The sequence below is a fragment of the Pyramidobacter sp. C12-8 genome, assembly GCF_002007215.1.
Lineage (GTDB): Bacteria > Synergistota > Synergistia > Synergistales > Dethiosulfovibrionaceae > Pyramidobacter.
On record NZ_MUHX01000025.1, the window covers coordinates 1 to 16627 of the forward strand.

Annotated in this window: 21 protein-coding genes; all 21 read left to right on the forward strand. The window is 61.9% G+C overall.

The features are described 5' to 3' along the window. Positions 1–164: 164 nt before the first annotated feature. The 21 genes from B0D78_RS09260 to B0D78_RS09360 all read left to right on the forward strand — a co-directional run bounded on the left by B0D78_RS09260 (position 165) and on the right by B0D78_RS09360 (position 16627). The gene (locus B0D78_RS09260) at positions 165–728 is read left to right on the forward strand and encodes a hypothetical protein (RefSeq protein WP_078016690.1); all 564 of its coding nucleotides are present in this window, start codon (positions 165–167) and stop codon (positions 726–728) included. Beyond that, positions 718–2076 carry a DnaB-like helicase C-terminal domain-containing protein gene (locus B0D78_RS09265; RefSeq protein ID WP_078016691.1) on the forward strand — a complete coding sequence of 453 codons (1359 nt, stop codon included), beginning with the start codon at positions 718–720 and terminating at the stop codon, positions 2074–2076. The genes B0D78_RS09260 and B0D78_RS09265 overlap by 11 nt, the downstream gene beginning before the upstream one ends. Positions 2077–2445: 369 nt before the next feature. After that, positions 2446–2994: a hypothetical protein gene (locus B0D78_RS09270; protein WP_078016692.1), complete on the forward strand. Its 549-nt coding sequence runs from the start codon at positions 2446–2448 to the stop codon at positions 2992–2994. A 220-nt stretch (positions 2995–3214) separates the two neighbouring features. Then, complete coding sequence (locus B0D78_RS09275; RefSeq protein WP_078016693.1) at positions 3215–3640, forward strand: HNH endonuclease; 426 nt, start codon at positions 3215–3217, stop codon at positions 3638–3640. Positions 3641–3794: 154 nt separating this feature from the next. Further along, positions 3795–4184 carry a P27 family phage terminase small subunit gene (locus B0D78_RS09280; RefSeq protein ID WP_168170083.1) on the forward strand — a complete coding sequence of 130 codons (390 nt, stop codon included), beginning with the start codon at positions 3795–3797 and terminating at the stop codon, positions 4182–4184. 28 nt (positions 4185–4212) lie between these two features. Further along, positions 4213–5844, forward strand: coding sequence for a terminase large subunit (locus tag B0D78_RS09285; RefSeq protein WP_205948294.1), 1632 nt, complete (start codon positions 4213–4215; stop codon positions 5842–5844). Positions 5845–5853: 9 nt separating this feature from the next. Next, positions 5854–7110, forward strand: coding sequence for a phage portal protein (locus B0D78_RS09290; RefSeq protein WP_078016696.1), 1257 nt, complete (start codon positions 5854–5856; stop codon positions 7108–7110). Continuing rightward, positions 7107–7721, forward strand: a complete 615-nt coding sequence (locus B0D78_RS09295) for an HK97 family phage prohead protease (protein ID WP_078016697.1) — start codon at positions 7107–7109, stop codon at positions 7719–7721. Before B0D78_RS09290 ends, B0D78_RS09295 begins: the two co-directional genes overlap by 4 nt. Positions 7722–7734: 13 nt before the next feature. Beyond that, positions 7735–8949, forward strand: coding sequence for a phage major capsid protein (locus tag B0D78_RS09300; RefSeq protein ID WP_078016698.1), 1215 nt, complete (start codon positions 7735–7737; stop codon positions 8947–8949). Between the two features lie 37 nt (positions 8950–8986). After that, a complete protein-coding gene (locus B0D78_RS09305) occupies positions 8987–9247 on the forward strand; it encodes a hypothetical protein (RefSeq protein WP_078016699.1) in 261 nt (86 codons plus the stop codon). A gap of 6 nt (positions 9248–9253) precedes the next feature. Further along, entirely contained in the window at positions 9254–9592 is a 339-nt protein-coding gene (locus tag B0D78_RS09310; protein ID WP_078016700.1) for a head-tail connector protein, read from the forward strand. Then, positions 9589–9912 (forward strand): phage head closure protein, encoded by a 324-nt coding sequence (locus B0D78_RS09315; RefSeq protein WP_078016701.1) that lies wholly within the window; start codon positions 9589–9591, stop codon positions 9910–9912. The genes B0D78_RS09310 and B0D78_RS09315 overlap by 4 nt, the downstream gene beginning before the upstream one ends. Next, positions 9902–10366 carry an HK97 gp10 family phage protein gene (locus B0D78_RS09320; protein WP_078016702.1) on the forward strand — a complete coding sequence of 155 codons (465 nt, stop codon included), beginning with the start codon at positions 9902–9904 and terminating at the stop codon, positions 10364–10366. Before B0D78_RS09315 ends, B0D78_RS09320 begins: the two co-directional genes overlap by 11 nt. Further along, the gene (locus tag B0D78_RS09325; RefSeq protein ID WP_078016703.1) at positions 10363–10764 is read left to right on the forward strand and encodes a DUF3168 domain-containing protein; all 402 of its coding nucleotides are present in this window, start codon (positions 10363–10365) and stop codon (positions 10762–10764) included. The genes B0D78_RS09320 and B0D78_RS09325 overlap by 4 nt, the downstream gene beginning before the upstream one ends. 6 nt (positions 10765–10770) lie before the next feature. After that, positions 10771–11223 carry a phage tail tube protein gene (locus B0D78_RS09330; RefSeq protein WP_078016704.1) on the forward strand — a complete coding sequence of 151 codons (453 nt, stop codon included), beginning with the start codon at positions 10771–10773 and terminating at the stop codon, positions 11221–11223. 47 nt (positions 11224–11270) lie between these two features. After that, complete coding sequence (locus tag B0D78_RS09335; RefSeq protein WP_078016705.1) at positions 11271–11630, forward strand: hypothetical protein; 360 nt, start codon at positions 11271–11273, stop codon at positions 11628–11630. Between the two features lie 89 nt (positions 11631–11719). Next, entirely contained in the window at positions 11720–11968 is a 249-nt protein-coding gene (locus tag B0D78_RS09340) for a hypothetical protein (protein ID WP_078016706.1), read from the forward strand. After that, positions 11968–14754, forward strand: coding sequence for a tape measure protein (locus B0D78_RS09345; RefSeq protein WP_078016707.1), 2787 nt, complete (start codon positions 11968–11970; stop codon positions 14752–14754). Before B0D78_RS09340 ends, B0D78_RS09345 begins: the two co-directional genes overlap by 1 nt. Continuing rightward, positions 14755–15330 carry a DUF2460 domain-containing protein gene (locus B0D78_RS09350; protein WP_078016708.1) on the forward strand — a complete coding sequence of 192 codons (576 nt, stop codon included), beginning with the start codon at positions 14755–14757 and terminating at the stop codon, positions 15328–15330. It begins immediately after the preceding gene. Beyond that, entirely contained in the window at positions 15327–16181 is an 855-nt protein-coding gene (locus tag B0D78_RS09355) for a DUF2163 domain-containing protein (RefSeq protein WP_078016709.1), read from the forward strand. The genes B0D78_RS09350 and B0D78_RS09355 overlap by 4 nt, the downstream gene beginning before the upstream one ends. Continuing rightward, positions 16178–16627: a hydrolase gene (locus B0D78_RS09360; RefSeq protein WP_078016710.1), complete on the forward strand. Its 450-nt coding sequence runs from the start codon at positions 16178–16180 to the stop codon at positions 16625–16627. Before B0D78_RS09355 ends, B0D78_RS09360 begins: the two co-directional genes overlap by 4 nt.

Sequence of the window (16627 nt, forward strand, 5' to 3'; positions counted from 1 at the left end):
TTGCGGAAGATCCCGGAAGTCTCACTATGAGACTTGCCGATTCCGGAAGTCTCACCATGAGACAGGTTGAAGGTTCGGAAGTCTCATCATGCGAATCCGGAAGTCTCACCATGAGACACGAACATATACAAGAACATAAAACATCTCCTGTAGGAGAGGGGGGTGTGGGGGGAGAAAAAACGTCCCTCGCCATCCCCTTCGAGGAAAACGGTTTCGATTTCGAAATTTCGAAGATCGTACAAGACGCTTATCCCGAAGAAAATCTGACGCTCGTGAAAAAAATGATTCCCCGTTGGCGCGCGACCTACGGGGACGAACGGGTGCGCTTTCTCGTCAACAAGGCCATCAACTTCAGGCTGACGAATCCCGATAAAAAATACAAGAGCATGGCTCGCTTTCTCGACACGTGGCTGCGGAGCGAACGTTCGACGCCGGAGACGAACGTTTCCCGGACCGAATACAAGCGCCTGGAGCGACGGGCGAAGGATATCGCCAAACAGGTGATGGAGGATTGGCCGGGGCCGAAGACCGGCCGAGGAGGCGCCGAACGGGCTATCCTGCGGCGATTCCTGGAATTACCGAACGACGCGGCGAGGGACGTCTTCCTGACGAATCTGGGGGACGAGATCCAGATCGCCGCGGAACAGGTGGAACGGCAAGGCGGGAAGACCTATGGGCTGTCCCGGCTGGATTTTTTCATTCTGGGGGTGAAGGTGGATGCGGAATAGCAATTTGGCGCCGGATTTCGGCTATTGCGAGGAACGGATCGTGGCGGCCCCTTCGGACGCCGCCATGGAGCGCGCCGTCATCGGCGACATGCTCGTGGACGCCGAAGCCGCTCAAGGGCTTGCCGCTTTGCTGACCGTCGGCGACTTCACGGACGGCAAGGCTTCGCGCCTTTTCGAGGAGCTGTCGCGGCGCGTGGCTTCCGGAGAAAGTCTGAACTTGGTGGTGCTCACGTCCAGAGGCGTGCTGACGCAGAACGAGGCGGCCGGATACGTGGGAGCCACCAATTCCGCGCTGTCGTGGCGCGCTCACGCTCAGGTGCTGCGCGAGATGCGTCAGAGGCGGGCCTTTCTCCAGGCGGCGCGCTACCTGGAACGAGCGGCGGATGACCGCAACAGCGACACGGCGGCGGTCCTGGCCGACGCGTGGGCGGAGCTGACCAAAGCGTCACGCATGGCGCTGACGGCGAACTCCGATCCTGACGCCGTCTTGGGAGCGTACGAGGCGGAGGTGCGCTCGTGGGAAGGGCTGCCGTTGGCGAATACGGGGATCAGGCTTCTGGATGGCGCCATCGGCGGCGGAATGCTCCCCGGCGAACTGATGGCCATCATCGGCGGCGACGGCAGCATGAAAACGTCGCTGGCGCTGGCGTGCGCCGAAAGCTACCTGCGCAACGTGGGGCGGGACGTGTTGTATCTCTCGATCGACATGCAACCTCACAAGATCGCGCTGCGGCGGTTGCTTCCTCTGGCGGATACCAGCGAAAAAAATCTGCTGAACATGATGATCCGCGGGGAATCGCTTTATTCCACGGCGAGGGCGAACCGAGCGAAGATCGACAAGGGGCGCTTTCACCTGGCGGGCGGGCCGCTGGATCTCAAGGGGATCGAGGCGCTGGTGAACCGTCTGCGCCCGGGGCTGGTGATTTGGGACTATCTCACCGCCACGGCCGGCTTCGAGAGCGAGCTGGAAGCTCAGCGAACCTGCACGGAGAAGATCAGGGAATGGCAGCAGCGTTACGACGCGACGTGGATCGTGCTGTCGCAGATGTCGGAGATCGCCAAAGCGGGGCAGCGGAACGGCGATTTCACCGGGCGGGCCTCGGGAGGCAACTCTTTGGCTCGAAACTGCGACACGATCATCGAGCTGTTCTTGGACGCACAGCCCGACGAAAATCCGGAGCTGGGTTATTACAGGAATCCGCCGCTGATCGCCATGGTGGTGAAGTGCCGCAGCGGGCGGAAGGGATCCTGCTGGTCGCTGCGGTACAACGGGGCGTCCATGTCCTTTACGGGCGATGCCGTGGCCGTGGAACGCGTGAAGAAGCGAAAACCGGTGTACAGGATCTGATCATGCCTGATCCGAAAAAGGAGCTGCACGATCGGCAGAAACGGCTCTTCGCGGAGATCGTCGCGAGAAATACGGGGCTGAACTGCGTCTACGAACATCGTTTTGCGGCGCCGTCGCGGCAATGGAGGGCGGATATGGCCTGGCCGGAAGTCCGGGTGGCGTTGGAGATCGACGGCGGCACGTGGATCTCCGGCAGGCACAACAACCCGGCGAGCGTGTTGAAGGACTACGAGAAGGGCAACGGCTACGCGGCGAGAGGATGGCTGGTCTTTCACGCCCCGTGGAAATGGATCGAGCGTCCCGACGACTTGGCGGCTCAAGTCGTGCGGGCGATTCTGGAACGAGAACGGATGGAAGGAGGAGGGCGGCGTGATCGGCGAAGTGGAAGGACTGGCGCGGGTGATCGACATCATTGCCAGACGATGCTGGAAAGGCCTGGCCGCTCTCCGAGGAGAAGCTCCGGAACCGACGCGCGAACAGTTGAGGGCGGCGTTTCTTCATAGGCCGTCGAGATCCGTCGCGCCGGCGCTCCGCTTGAGGGCGGCAAGAGCTTCCGCCGATCCCAAGGACATTCGGGACGAAGACAGCTACCAGGCCGAATTCGAAAGCTATTTGTCCCTGGTCTCTTGGGAAGAGATCGTGGAGGCGGTCAGAGCCTTTCGGAAGAATCCGATGACGGCGCGAGACTGGGAGATCTACAGCCGGAGCGTGAACCTGAAAGCGTCGGTTCAGTCCCGGCTGCACTACGGCAGCGCCTATGACCGGCTGGCCGAGCTCTACGATCTGAACAAGAGTACCGTCTATGAAATCGTGCGCCGCACGCCGCGATGCATCGCCTACATGATCAGTACGAATCCGGGGCAGTCCTGTTATCGGCGCCGCGACGTGGAAGGGCAGATCACGCTACCGGAATTCTAGCCGAATTCCAGACGAATTCTAGACGAAAGATAGCCGACGAATAACCGACAAATATCGGACGAATATCGGACAAATAACCGACAACAAAGGATTATAGTGGTAGCGTTGGAATAAAAGCGAGGTCGCCTGCGGGGGCGGCCTTTTTCGTAGAAGCGAGGAATTTGCGATGACAAGACGGGATTTTATCGGTGCGACCGTCGATCGGTCGCTGGTCTGAACCATGCCCAGGAGAGCGAAGCACCCGTGTCCGCATCCCGGTTGCGGAGCGTTGGTGGAGGCGGGGCACAAATACTGTCCGCTGCACGAATCGGAGCACCCAATCCGCCGGTCGGAATACGACAAGAAATACGACGCCAAGCGTCCGGAGTCTCACCGCTTTTACCATACCGCTCGCTGGCAGCGGCTTCGCAACGCCTATATCCGAAAACACCCATTGTGCGAGGAATGTATGAGGAACGGTCGGATCGCGGTGGCCAAAGTCGTGGATCACATCGTCGAGATCAAGGACGGCGGACCGACGACGCAGTGGAGCAACCTTCAATCGCTGTGCATGGCCTGCCACAACGCGAAAACTTTAAAAGAAAAAGAAAATAGAGAAAGAAAAAGACACTCGGGGGAGGGGTGGTCGCAATCGCTGGCGGAATAGGACCCAGACCGTATTGTGGCCCGCTTTACACGCGCGCCCCCTATTTACGAAAAATTCGACAGGGGGTGAGGGAATGCCGGTCAGGGGGCCGAAGCCCAAGCCGGAGGCCTTGAAGAAGGTGAGCGCAAGGTCTCACAAAAAGAAAACGCAGAGCATGATTATAGATTTCCCCACCCCCGACGATCTTTCCGCACTGCCGCAGAATGTCCGCCTCGAAGTCGAGGAAATCTGGTCGTTCCTGATCACGAACGACATCGCCAATCCCATCGACCGGGGAGCCTTCTGCCGGTACATCGAACTGAAACGCATCTGCGACGAGGCCGCGAAGGACATGGACGAACGGGGCACGATCATCAGAGCCGGAACGGCGCGCGAAAGAGTGAACCCGTCCTGGCGGATTTTCAAGGCCGCGTCGTCGGAGGCTCTGAAGATCGAAGAGCAGTTCGGCTTGACTCCGTCGGCGCGGCGCCGGCTGCCTCTGACTCCCAAGGAGGAGGCGAACGGTTATGCGGCCCGTCGTCGGACGAAAGCCTCAAACGAATAGCTCGCGTTGGGCGCTGCGATACATCGAGATGGTTCGAAGCGGGCAGATCCCCGCCTGCCGGTGGATCCGCGCCGCCGTGGCCCGACACTTGGAAGATCTGAAGACCGCCGGCCGCCGCGGCTTCTATTTCGACGAAGCCGCGGCGGAAGACGCCTTGCAGTTCTTCTCCTACCTCCATCACAGCAAAGGAGAATGGGGCGGCAAAGTCTTCATCCTCTCGCCCTGGCAGCAATTCTTCGTCTATTGCCTGTTCGGCTGGAAGAGAAAGAAAGACGGCATGCGCCGCTTTCGCACGGCGTATCTGGAAGTCGCCAGAAAGAACGGCAAAAGTACCTTGGCGGCCGGCATCGGATTGTACATGCTAGACGGCGACGGCGAGCCGGGCGCCGAAGTCTATTCCGCGGCCACCCGGCGCGACCAGGCCAAGATCGTCCATTCCGAAGCGACGCGAATGGTCAGATCCTCGGCGGAGATCAAGAACTTCGTCACCATTCAGAGCAACAACCTTCACGTCGAAGACACCGCCAGCAAGTTCGAGCCCTTGTCCGCCGACTACGACAGCCTCGACGGCCTGAACGTCCATTGCGCCCTCGTCGACGAAGTCCACGCCCACAAAAGCCGCGACCTTTGGGACATCCTGGACACCGCGACGAGCGCCCGCCGCCAGCCCCTCATGGTCGGCATCACGACCGCCGGCGTCAATCAGCGGGGAATCTGCCGCGAGCTGCACAACCACCTGGAAAAGATCCTCGACAAAGTCCTGACCGACGACGCCTTTTTCGGCATGATCTTCACCTTGGACGACGGCGACGACTGGGAAGACGAGAGCAACTGGGAGAAAGCGAACCCCAATCTGAACGTGTCGGTCAAGATCGACGACCTGCGCATCAAGGCCGCGCGCGTCAAGTCCTCGCCGTCGGCGCTGAACGCGTTCCTGCGCCTGCACCTGGACGTATGGACCTCGGCCGAAAGCTCGTGGATCCTTCCCGAAGTCTGGAACGCGTCCGCCGGCGCCGTCGATCTCGACGCCCTGCAAGGGCGCCCGTGCTACGGCGGCCTGGACCTCTCCACCACGACCGACATTTCGGCCCTGGCGCTGTGCTTCCCGATGGAAGACGGCAGCTTCCAAAACCTGTACGAATTCTGGATCCCCGCCGACAATATCGAACGCCGCGTCCGCCGCGACCGAGTCCCGTACGATGCGTGGGTCCGCCAAGGACTGATCCACGCAACCGACGGAAACAGCATAGATTACGACTTCATCGAACACAGAATCCTCGAGCTGGCGGCCCAATACAAGATCAAGGAACTGGCGTTCGATCCGTACAACGCGACGGAGCTGACGAGCCACATGATCAACCACGGCCTGGAAATGGTCGAGTTTCGGCAGGGCTTTTTGAGCATGAGCCCGCCGGCCAAACGCTTCGAAACCCTCGTGCTGTCGAAGCAGTACCACCACGGCGGCAATCCGGTCATGAACTGGATGATGTCGAACGTGGCGCTGCGCCTGGATCCGGCCGGGAACATCAAACCCGACAAGGAAAAGAGCCGCGAGAAGATTGACGGCGTCGTCGCCGGCATCATGGCGTTGGCGCGCGCGATCGCCGCGGAGGGTCGCAAGCCCAGCGTTTACGCGAAACGCGGCCTGGTCGTTTTGTAAAAGGGGGTGATGAAAAAGTTGAGACTGAAAATACCGTTTACGCGCCGTTCCTTGGAATTGCGCTTTCTGGCGGGCGAAGAACCCAACGCGAAGTGGATGTCCCTATTCGGCTCCGCCACGTCGGCGGGCGTGCCCGTCAACGAGGAGACGGCCATGAGACTGTCTACCGTCTACGCCTGCATTCGAGTCCTTTCCGAATCCCTCGCGCAACTTCCGCTGAAAGTCTACGAAAGACTCCCCGGCGGCGGCAAAAGAGAAGCGCCGGACCATCCCCTTTATCCGCTGCTTCACCTTCGCCCCGATCCCGAACGCACCGCCTACTCTTGGAAAGAAACCTCCATGGCCCATCTATGCTCGTGGGGCAATTCCTACTCCTACATCGAACACGGCCGCGACGGCCGCGTCAAAGCCATCCGCCTCCTCAAACCCACGAACGTGACGCCGCGGCGGCTGGTGGAAAACGATCAGCTCGTTTACGACGTGAACGACGCGCACGGCGTTCCGCTGCGCTTCCTGCCGGAACAGATCCTGCACGTGCCGTGCCTGGGATTCGACGGCGTGATGGGATATTCGCCCATCTGCATGGCCGCCGAAACCATCGGCATCGGCATCGCCGCCGAACAACACAGCGCCTCTACCTTCGGCAACGGCGCGATGCCCTCGGGAATCCTCTCCTACGAAGGCGAGCTGGACGACGAAGCCCTGCAGCGCCTGAAGACCGACTGGAAAAATTCGTTCTCCGGAGCGAAGAACGTCGGCAAGACCGCCGTGCTGGAAGGATCCATGAAGTACACGCCGCTGACCATCTCGGCGCTCGACGCGCAGCTGATCGAAACGCTGAAATTCAACCGCAGCGAAATCGCCGGCATCTTCCGCGTCCCCGGCCACCTGATCAACGATCTGGAACACGCGACCTACTCGAACATCGACCAACTCTCCCTCGAGTTCGTGATGTTCACGCTGGCTCCGCACCTGACGCGGTACGAACAGGCCATGAACTGGCGGCTGTTCCTGCCCTCGGAACGCGGCCGCTACTTCGTGGAATTCGTCACCGACGGGCTGCTGCGCGGCGACGTGAAGAGCCGGTACGAAGCCTACCGGACGGCGATCAGTTCGGGCATGAAGAGCATCAACGAAGTCCGCGCCTCGGAGAACCTGCCGCCGATCGCCGACGGCGACGAGCATCTCGTCCAGGGCGCCATGATCACGCTGAACAAGGCTGTGGCGGAAGGACGGAAACAAGCCCAAGGAGGTGAGAAGGAATGAAAAAGGAATTGCGCTATTTCAAAGCGGAGCTGCGAGTCTCGTCCGAGGGCGACGCGCCGAAAAAAATCTGCGGCTACGCGGCCAGATTCAACGAATTTTCCGAGATGATGGGCTGGTTCCGCGAGAAGATCGCGCCGGGCGCTTTCGCCGAAGCGCTGAAATCCTCGGATGCGCGCGCGTTGTTCAACCACGACCCGAACCATATCCTCGGCCGCGAGTCGGCGGGAACCCTGAGCCTGCGCGAAGACGACGCCGGGTTGTTTTACGAAATCACCCCGCCCGACACCCAATGGGCCAGAGACCTCGTGGCCAGCATCGAACGCGGCGACATCAAGGAAAGCTCCTTCGCGTTTTCCATGGCCGGCGGCATCGAAGAGTGGGACGACAGCGTCGAGCCGAGAGTGCGCACGCTGCACAGAATCGGCGAGCTGTTCGACGTGTCGCCCGTCACGTACCCGGCCTATCCGGGCGCGACCAGCGGCATCCGCAGCCTCGAGGACGTCCTCAAGGATCACGAGGAAGACAGGAAGAAACAGCGGAACCGGGACGACGTTCCCGGCTTTTTTATCGGCATAGAACGAGCGAGACTGGATCTCGCCGAAATCGAATAGGAGGAATGCAAACATGTCTCTGGACAAAGTGAACGAACTTCGCGCCGCCAAGGCGAAACTGGTGAACGAATCCCGCGCGCTGCTCGACCGCGCCGAAGAAGAAAAAAGGGAGCTGTCCGCGGAAGAGCGGGCGTCCTACGACAAGATCTGGGGCGACATCGAAAGCCTGACCACGCGCATCAAGGACGAGGAGCGCCAGACCCTCGCCGAGGCCGAGATGAATTCTTTCGCGCCCGCGCCCTCCCAGGGCCAGCCGCAGGGGAAAACTCCGACCAAGGAAGAACAGCGCCTCAAGGCCTTCCGCCGTTACCTGGCCTACGGGCAGGTCGCGGAAGCCGAATACCGCGCCCTGGCGAACGACACCGACGCCGCCGGCGGTTACCTGCACGCCGCGGAAGAATTCGTCGCCCAGCTGCTCAAGGGACTCGACGACTCCGTCTTCGTGAGACAGCACGCGACCATGCTGAAAGTGACCAGCTCCGACGAACTCGGCATCCCCACGCTGGCGGCCGACATCTCCGATCCCAACTGGACGACCGAGATCGCTCAGGTCTCCGAGGATTCCGACCTCAGCTTCGGCCACCGTTCGCTGAAGCCCGTGCAGCTCTCGAAGAGAATCAAAGTCTCCCAAAAGCTTCTGCTCACCTCGGCTCTGCCCGTCGAGCAGATCGTCAGCGAGCGCATGGCCTACAAGTTCGCCGTCGCGCAGGAAAAGGCATTCCTTACCGGCTCCGGCAGCGGCCAGCCCCTGGGCGTCTTCACCGCCAGTCCCAACGGAGTGCCCGCGGCCCGCGACGTCAGCGCCGAGAACACGGCGACCGCCATCACCGCGAACGGCATCCTGAACGCCACCTATGCCATGAAGTCCAGCTACCGCAACAAAGCCCGCTGGGTCTTCCACCGCGACGCCGTGAAGATGCTCGCCAAGCTCGTCGACAGCGAAGGACAGTACCTGTGGAGAACCGGCCTCGTGTCGGGACAGCCCGACATGCTCTGCGGCATCCCCTTGGACGAGTCCGAATACGTCCCCAACACCTTCACCACCGGCCTTTACGTCGGCGCGCTGTGCTGCTGGCAGTACTACTACATCGCCGAGCTTCAGGGCATGTGGGTGCAGCGCCTGAACGAGCTGTACGCCGAAACCTCGCAGATCGGCTTCATCGGCCGCGGCTATTGGGACGCCGCTCCCGTGCTGCCCGAGGCCTTCGTCCGCGTGAAGCTGGGATAAGACGGCCTGATGCGGCCGAAACAAGGAGGCGATCATCATGAAAATGCGCATGATTACGACCGCGGCGGGGCCGGACGGCGTCTATCCGGCCGACAGCGTCCAGGATCTCGGGGGCCCCTTCGCGCGGGCCCTCGTGGACGGCGGCTACGCCCTGCCCCTGGAACCAATGCCGACGGAGAGCGAAACGCTCGAACCGCCGCGGGACGCGACGCTCGAACCGCCGGAGACCGAAACGGCCGAGCCGGCGGCGGAGACCGCGGCTCTCCCGCGAGCCGCCAAGAAGACGAAACGGGGGTGATCCCGAATGAGCGGCGAGGCGGCAGTCGAACCGATCTCCCTGGCGGAAGCCAAGGCTCATTTGCGGGTCGTCGCCGACGATGAAGACGCCCTGATCTCCGTCTACATCGCCGCCTCGCGCCAATACGCCGAACACTACCAGAACCGCGTCTACGCGGCTGGCGCCGGCGCGGACGGCGAACCCCGGACGCCCGAGAAGATGACCATGCTGGAAAAGGCGGCCTGCCTGCTGCTGATCGGACACCTTTACGAGAACCGCGTGGCGGTCAACGTCGGCGGCGCCGTGACCGAAGTCCCCTTCGGGACGAAAGCGCTGCTTAGCCTGCGGCGGAAGGTGCCCGTATGAACCCCGGCAAGCTGAACCGCAAAGTCGCCATCGAGTTTCCCCGCGCCGAGAACGACGGCATGGGCGGGCGCTCCGTCGCGTGGATCCCCCTGTGTTCCGTGTGGGCGTGTTTCGAAAAGCCCGCCGCGACGACGGAGATCCAGCAGGGCGGCGTGGTGTCGGCCGTCACGTACCCGGTGACGATCCGCTACCGCGCCGACGTCAAGCCCGGCTGCCGCCTGATCTACGCCGGCCGGACTTACAGGATCCTCGACGTCTGGGACATCGGCATGGAGCTGACGCGAATGAACTGCGAGGAAGTGAAGCGCAATGCGCCTTGACATCTCTCCGTCGAACGCCGAGCTGCGAGAGGCGCTGAATTCCATCTCCGCGTTCGATGCCCAGGCGCGCCTCCGCATCGAAGACGCCGTGCTCGTTTCCGTCAAGGAGATGGCCGGCCGGGCGCGCAGCCGCGTGCCGCGGCGCACCGGCAAGCTGAAGAAGTCCATCTTCTTCAGCTTCCAAAAAACCAACTGCACGGGGTATTTCGGAGCGAAAGCGCCTCACGCTCACCTGATCGAACTGGGCGTGGAACGCTCGGACGAATATCCCAAGCACGCCAAAAACAAACACGGCAAGCCGGCCGCACTGCGGATCATCGACACGGCGGCGGTGAGATTCGCGGCGCGTGCGGTCATTCCCAAACGCGCCAAGCGCCCTTTCATACGACCCTCGTACGAAGAGGAGCGCCCCAACCTGATAAAACGATTGAAGGAGGCGGTCAAGAGCAAATGATGCGGCACATTCCCATGATCCCCCTGCAGCGGGCGGTCTACGAGGCGCTGTCGACGTACCAGACCGCCCCCGTTTACGACGACGTCCCCGAGGACGCGACGCCTCCGGCCGTGAGCTTCGGTTCTTTCACTGCCAAGCAGAGCGGCGCCAAGGCGCTTGACGCCTGGGACGTTTCCATGCAGCTCGACCTGTGGTCGAACTACGCCGGAAAGAAACAGATACAGGAAATGGCCGACGACGTCGCTTCGGTGCTGACCAGCGTGAAACTAGACCTGTCCGCGGACGGGTTCGAAGTCCTGTCCTGCGACGTCGATTTTTTCGAGGCGTTCCCCGAAGACGAGGTGGGCTATCACGGCGTCTTGACTTTCGTGGCGAAAATCCAATATGTAGGAGGTTAACATCCCATGCCCGTAACTTTGCCCGCCAACCCGTCGCAGAGCAACGCGACCGTTGGCAAGGATTATTTGCTTTACGTCAACACCGGTACCGCTGACGTTCCGGTATGGACGCTGATCGGCGGCCAGCGCTCGGCCGACCTTTCCCGTTCGGCCGACGAGATCGACGTGTCCCACAAGACCAGCGGCGGCTGGAAAGGCTCCAAGGCCGGACTGCGCAGCTGGAGCATCGATCTCGGCGCCATGGTCGTGCTCGACGATACCGGCCTGAGCGCCCTCGAAACGGCGTTCCAGAATGGCTCCGAGATCAACGTCAAACTGAAATACCCCAACAACACCGTGCAGACCGGCTGGGGCTCGCTGACCGAGTTCTCCCTGTCCACGCCTCACGACGGCGCGGCCGAGATTTCGGGCACCATCAGCGGCAACGGACCGCTGTCCGCAAGGGCGGAAGATTCCTAAAAGAAGGGCCCCGCGCCCTTCTTTTCGCATATGTGGAGGTTGTGTGAATGAGACATGAAATCGTTTTCGATCATTTCGGCGAAGACCAGCGCATCTATTTCGACATCGGCCGGCTCGCGGCGCTCGAAAAGCTGATGGGGACGTCCATCCAAAAGATCATCGCGGAAGGCAACGTGGGGATCAATTTCGTCCTCTTCGGACTGACCGTCGGGCTCGGGCACCATTACGGGAACCGCTCGGCCATCCAGCGGAAACTCGAGGAATACTTCGCCGCGGGCGGCGACCTGAACGAGATCGCCGCGACCATCGTTCGGGCCGTCGTGGCCTCCGGCATTTTCGGCAAAGCGGAAAGCGCCGATCCCGAGCCCGACGAAAAAAACGACCGGGAGACCCAGTCGGAACGATAAGCGACTGGGTCTCCTGGGCCGAGCCGCTGGCGTACGGACCGCTGAACCTGAAACCGCGCGAATTCGAGCGGCTGCAGCCGCACGAGTTCATGGCGCTGCTGCAAGGCTATCAATGGCGCCGCGACGAAGAGGCGCTTTTCTGGGGCAACTTCTTTTTGCCGATCACGAACTACGTGATGGACAAAAACCATCGCCACGGCAGCCTGGCCGATTTCGTCGGGCACCTGCTCTCGCCGGCGATGAAAGACAGGATGGAACGCGAGCGCCGCGCGGCCAAAAAAGCCGACGCGGCGTATCTGCGCAAGACCTTTGGGCTTGACGGAAAGGAGGCGAACTGATGGCAACGATTGCCGATCTGTTGGTGAAGATCTCCGCCGACTCTTCCGAGTTTCGGAAAGAGCTGCGGGCCGTCCAGAGAAACATCAGATCGTTCATGGGTTCCGAAGTCTTCAAAACGTCGCAGCGCATGGCGCACGGTTTTGCGGGGATAACCGTCGCCGCCGGCGTTCTGGGCGCGAAGGCGATCCAGATGAGCGGCCAGATGGCGGTGGTGAACGTCGCCTTCGAAAAGCTGACGGGAAGCGCCGACGCGGCGAAAAAGCACCTCGGCGACCTGAACAAGTTCGCCGCCCAAACCCCGTTCGACGTCGCGGGCGTGAGAGAATCCTCCCGCCTGCTGCACGCCTTCGGAGTCGAAACCGAGCACGTCGTACCCATCCTGAGAACCCTGGGCGACGCCGCGGCCGCGACCGGCAAGGGCGACGAAGGGCTGGTGGAGCTGAGCAGGATCATCGGCCAGATCAGCGCCAAAGGAACGATCCTGAAACGCGACCTCGACCGCATCACCCAGCAGGGCATCAACTCCGCCCGGCTCATCGGCGACGAGATGGGCATGACGTCGGCGCAAGTCTACGAAGCGACCAGCAAAGGCGCGCTGTCGGCCGGCGACGCGCTCGACGCCCTGCTGAAAGGCCTGTCGAAGAAGTACGCGGGCCTGATGGACAGGATCTCCGGAGAAATCCCCATCAGCTTTTCCAACATGCAGATCTCCCTGAAGAGCATCCTCACCTCCATCGGCGACGACATCACCGAGAGTTTCGACTTGAAAGACGTCTTTGCGCGGTGCTCCGCCTGGCTGCTCGACTTCGCCGACGCGGTGCGAACTTCCGGCATCCGCAAGGCGCTGAACGACATGATCCCCGACAGCGTCAAGGCGAAAATCGTCGGCCTGAGCGCGGCCATCGCCACGATCCTGCTGCCGACCGTCGGCCTGCTTCTGATCAAGGTCGGCCTGTTGATTACCCCCTTCACGGCCCTCGCCGCCGCCGTCGGTCTCTGCGCGACGCTCATCTACGAGCACTGGGAGGAAATCAAGAAGAGCTTCGACCGCGCCAAAGAATGGGTGGAAGATTTTTACACCGAACATATTGCATGGATCGTTGCTTGGGTAAACACTGGCATTGACCTGATCAATAAGTTTTTCGACCAATTCGAGAGCGCCAAAGACAGGCTCACTTACAACGAGATGTTCCAATTGCTCGGTGAGTTTGGGATTGAGCAGAGAGACGAACTCGCGAGCGGAGAAGCGGGAAAGGGGACTAAGAAGGACGCAGTTCATGGCAATCTTTCCGACCCCTCCGCGGTTGCAGCAAAGGCTCAAGAGCAGCAGGAAAAGCAGCTCGCTGCGGCGCGCGCCGCGCTGCGCAAGAGCGGCGGCAAAGGAAAGGGCGACGGAAAAGGCGGCAAGTCGTACGACGATCTCCTCAAAGAGGCGAAAAAAGTTTCCGACGCCATCGAAGACCAGTGGATCGATCTCATCGGCACGAAGATCGACGCGCTGGAAAAATGGCGCGGGGAAGAATCGGCCAAGCTGGAAGCGTCGCGGCGGGCCAACGAAAACTACGAGCGGGACAAGACGCGCCTCGAAGAAGTCTACGCCGAAAAGCGCCGGAGAATTCTCCAAGAGGAAGCGCAGGAAAAGCGGGAGATCTACCGTCGTATCGCCGACGGCTACGAAGACATGCAGGAGCGAATCTCCGCCGGTTCCCTTTACGGTTCCGCCCTGGAACTGCGCGACATGGCCAACGAGGCGCGGCGGAGCTACGAAGAGATCGCCTCCTTCTTCGACAGTCTCGGCCAGGACTACGCCACCGGCACCCGGAACCAAAAAGCCGGCATCCTGGCGGCGCTGGAAAAAGTCGGCATGGCCTATCGGCTTACCGAGGAAGACATTCTCGACCTCTCCGCGGAAAAAGCCGCGGCGCTGACCAGGGCGAAGCAGGCGGAATGGGACAAACAGACGGAGTATTTCCGGCAGTGCAAGGATCTTGAAGCCGACATTCAAGCCGCCCACGATCAAGCGTCCTTGTCCATGCTTCAAAGCGCGCTCTCCGAAGAGAACGCCGTCAGGCTGAACAACCTGGAAGCGCAAAAGACCATGCTCGACGCCTGGCAGGAAGCCCAGCTGGCCGCGCACGCCACGACGGCCCAGCTGATGAGCGACATGTACGCCACGGCCTTCGACTCCATGAGCGGCAGCATCGGCGACCTGCTCATGGGCACCAAGAGCCTGAGCGAGGCGTGGAAGTCCTTCGGTCAGTCGGTGCTGCAGGTCGTCGCCGATTACTTCGCCAAGAAGGTGGCGGGCATGCTGATGGTTGCCGTCGCCGGCAAATCCGCGCTGGCGACGCAAACGGCCGCGTCGGCGGCCGCGGGAGCCGCCACCGCGTCCGCATGGGCGCCTGCCGCCGCGGCCGTCTCTTTGGCCACCATGGGGGGAAACAGCGTTCCGGCCATGGCGGGGATCTCGGCGACTCACGCGCTTTCCAGCTCTCTGTCGATTCCCGGACTGGCCGAGGGCGGCCTGGTGACCGGCCCCACGCTGGCCCAGATCGGCGAGGGACGTTACAGCGAAGTGGTGGCCCCCCTCAACGACAAAGTGTTCAACAAGCTGGCCGCCGGCATCACGTCCCACGGCGGAGGCGCCGCGCCCGTCAGCGTGACCGTTCAGGCCTTCGACGCGAAGAGCCTGGAAAACTGGCTGGACAACAAGGGCGGCCGCGCTCTGGGCAAGTGGCTCAAGTCCCAGCGGCGCGAATTCGCCCTGATAGGAGGGGGAGCCTAAATGACGCTGCCGGTGTTCCCGGAAATGCCGATCAAGTGGAAATCCAAGAAAACGCCCGTTTTCAGCACCTACGTGAAGGTGGCCGGAAGCGGGCGTCGCAAGTCCATGACCCATCAATCCTATCCCGATTGGGAGATCGAGTGCAGCCTGACGGGGCTGACCGACGAACAGATACGCCGGGTGGCGGGGTTTCTCCTGTCGGTGCAGGGACGGTTGTCTCCGTTTCTGTGGAAAGATCCCGAAGACTATCGGGAGACGAACGTTCTTCTCGGTTACGGCAACGGCGTCAATCGAAATTTTCAGCTCGTGCGGCGCTGGGGCGCTCTGAATCCCGAGCCCGTGCGCGACGTGGTCGCCGGCACGCTTCATGTTTTCTGCGACGGTCAGGAACAGGACGCCTACGATTTCGACGACGGACTTATCGCCCTCGCCATGGCTCCCGCCTCCGGCGCGGCGGTCACGGCGACCTTCGAATACTACTGGCGCGTGGCCATGGACGCCGATGACGTCGGTTGGAGCGTGGAGTTCTTCGACATCAACGAAATCGATAGTTTCAAGGTGGTGACGGTACGATGAAAGAGACGACGGACGAGCTGCGCGATTACCTACACAATGCTGATTCGTTCCACGTCTGCGACCTGTACGAGCTGAAGCTCGCCAACGGAACGACCGCGTACTACGCCGACTACGACCGCCCCGTTACCGCGGGCGGACGCGTCTACGTCTGCGACGGCCCTCAGTTTACGCGGGACGGCATCAAGCTGTCGGCGGGGATCACCGTCGACAAGATGAGCGTGACCATAGACCTCGACGCGACCGACAAGGTCGGCGACGTTCCGCTGATTCAGCTCGCCCACAACGGCGGCTTGGACAACGCCACGCTGACGCTGAAAAGGGCGTTTATGAGCGAACCGGGAAAAATCGTCGGCACGCTGACCTTCTTCGGCGGCGCGATCGAGATCAAGGACGGCGGCGGCCTCTCCCTGGCGGTCGAAGTCAAGAGTGCCGTGCAGAAGCTGAACGTGGACTATCCCGTGCGGAAGTACTATCCCACTTGTCCTTACGTCCTGTACGGCGCGATGTGCGGGCTCAAGAAATCGGACTGGGGGCGGAACGCTACGGTAACCGGCGTTCACGGCGACCGCGACTTCCAGACCGGCGCGGCCATGACGGCCAACTACTACGCCCAGGGCGCGCTCGAATGGACGGGCGGGGCCAACGCCGGCGCCGTTAGCTCGGTCAAGCTCAATTACGCGGACGGGCGCGTCGTCCTGCTCGTGCCGACGGACGCCCCCATTCGGATCGGCGACGCCTTCACGATATATCCGGGGTGCAACAAGACCGTCGCCACCTGCCGGGACAAGTTCGCCAACCTGAACCGCAACCGGGCGACGCCGTTCATCCCTTTGAAGGAGACCCTCGTATGACGGACGGCGATCGCGAGCGGGCAGTGGCGGAAGCGCGCCGCTGGATCGGCACCCCTTATCACAGCGGCGCGAAAGTCCTGGGCGTCGGCGTGGACTGCGTGCAGCTTTTGATCGCCGCTTACGAAGGCGCCGGCGTACTGTCGCCCGGCGAGGTGGAGACGGGATATTATTCGCCGCAGTGGCATCTGCACCGCAGCGAAGAACTGTACCTTCGGGGCGTGATGCGCTTCTGCGACAAAGTCGCCGAAGGGGACGAACTCCCCGGCGACGTGGCGCTCTTCCGGTACGGCCGCACCGTCTCCCACGGCGGCCTGGTGTCGAAGTGGCCGTACGTGATCCATTCCTACGTCGGCTTGGGTGTTGTCGAGAGCGCCGTCACGGACGCTCTTTTTTTGATGCGCGACGGCGCGAGCCGTCTGCGGGGCGTATATCGTCCGAGGAGGTGA

What these genes read in the sequence shown, in the direction of transcription:
- B0D78_RS09355 (WP_078016709.1), top strand. Translation starts at nt 15,327, where the DNA reads ATGAAAGAGACGACGGACGAGCTGCGCGATTACCTACACAATGCTGAT.
- B0D78_RS09305 (WP_078016699.1), top strand. Translation starts at nt 8,987, where the DNA reads ATGAAAATGCGCATGATTACGACCGCGGCGGGGCCGGACGGCGTCTAT.
- B0D78_RS09315 (WP_078016701.1), top strand. Translation starts at nt 9,589, where the DNA reads ATGAACCCCGGCAAGCTGAACCGCAAAGTCGCCATCGAGTTTCCCCGC.
- B0D78_RS09280 (WP_168170083.1), top strand. Translation starts at nt 3,795, where the DNA reads ATGATTATAGATTTCCCCACCCCCGACGATCTTTCCGCACTGCCGCAG.
- B0D78_RS09350 (WP_078016708.1), top strand. Translation starts at nt 14,755, where the DNA reads ATGACGCTGCCGGTGTTCCCGGAAATGCCGATCAAGTGGAAATCCAAG.
- B0D78_RS09265 (WP_078016691.1), top strand. Translation starts at nt 718, where the DNA reads ATGCGGAATAGCAATTTGGCGCCGGATTTCGGCTATTGCGAGGAACGG.
- B0D78_RS09275 (WP_078016693.1), top strand. Translation starts at nt 3,215, where the DNA reads ATGCCCAGGAGAGCGAAGCACCCGTGTCCGCATCCCGGTTGCGGAGCG.
- B0D78_RS09320 (WP_078016702.1), top strand. Translation starts at nt 9,902, where the DNA reads ATGCGCCTTGACATCTCTCCGTCGAACGCCGAGCTGCGAGAGGCGCTG.
- B0D78_RS09360 (WP_078016710.1), top strand. Translation starts at nt 16,178, where the DNA reads ATGACGGACGGCGATCGCGAGCGGGCAGTGGCGGAAGCGCGCCGCTGG.
- B0D78_RS09310 (WP_078016700.1), top strand. Translation starts at nt 9,254, where the DNA reads ATGAGCGGCGAGGCGGCAGTCGAACCGATCTCCCTGGCGGAAGCCAAG.
- B0D78_RS09335 (WP_078016705.1), top strand. Translation starts at nt 11,271, where the DNA reads ATGAGACATGAAATCGTTTTCGATCATTTCGGCGAAGACCAGCGCATC.
- B0D78_RS09330 (WP_078016704.1), top strand. Translation starts at nt 10,771, where the DNA reads ATGCCCGTAACTTTGCCCGCCAACCCGTCGCAGAGCAACGCGACCGTT.
- B0D78_RS09345 (WP_078016707.1), top strand. Translation starts at nt 11,968, where the DNA reads ATGGCAACGATTGCCGATCTGTTGGTGAAGATCTCCGCCGACTCTTCC.
- B0D78_RS09325 (WP_078016703.1), top strand. Translation starts at nt 10,363, where the DNA reads ATGATGCGGCACATTCCCATGATCCCCCTGCAGCGGGCGGTCTACGAG.
- B0D78_RS09285 (WP_205948294.1), top strand. Translation starts at nt 4,213, where the DNA reads ATGGTTCGAAGCGGGCAGATCCCCGCCTGCCGGTGGATCCGCGCCGCC.
- B0D78_RS09290 (WP_078016696.1), top strand. Translation starts at nt 5,854, where the DNA reads ATGAAAAAGTTGAGACTGAAAATACCGTTTACGCGCCGTTCCTTGGAA.
- B0D78_RS09340 (WP_078016706.1), top strand. Translation starts at nt 11,720, where the DNA reads ATGGCGCTGCTGCAAGGCTATCAATGGCGCCGCGACGAAGAGGCGCTT.
- B0D78_RS09300 (WP_078016698.1), top strand. Translation starts at nt 7,735, where the DNA reads ATGTCTCTGGACAAAGTGAACGAACTTCGCGCCGCCAAGGCGAAACTG.
- B0D78_RS09295 (WP_078016697.1), top strand. Translation starts at nt 7,107, where the DNA reads ATGAAAAAGGAATTGCGCTATTTCAAAGCGGAGCTGCGAGTCTCGTCC.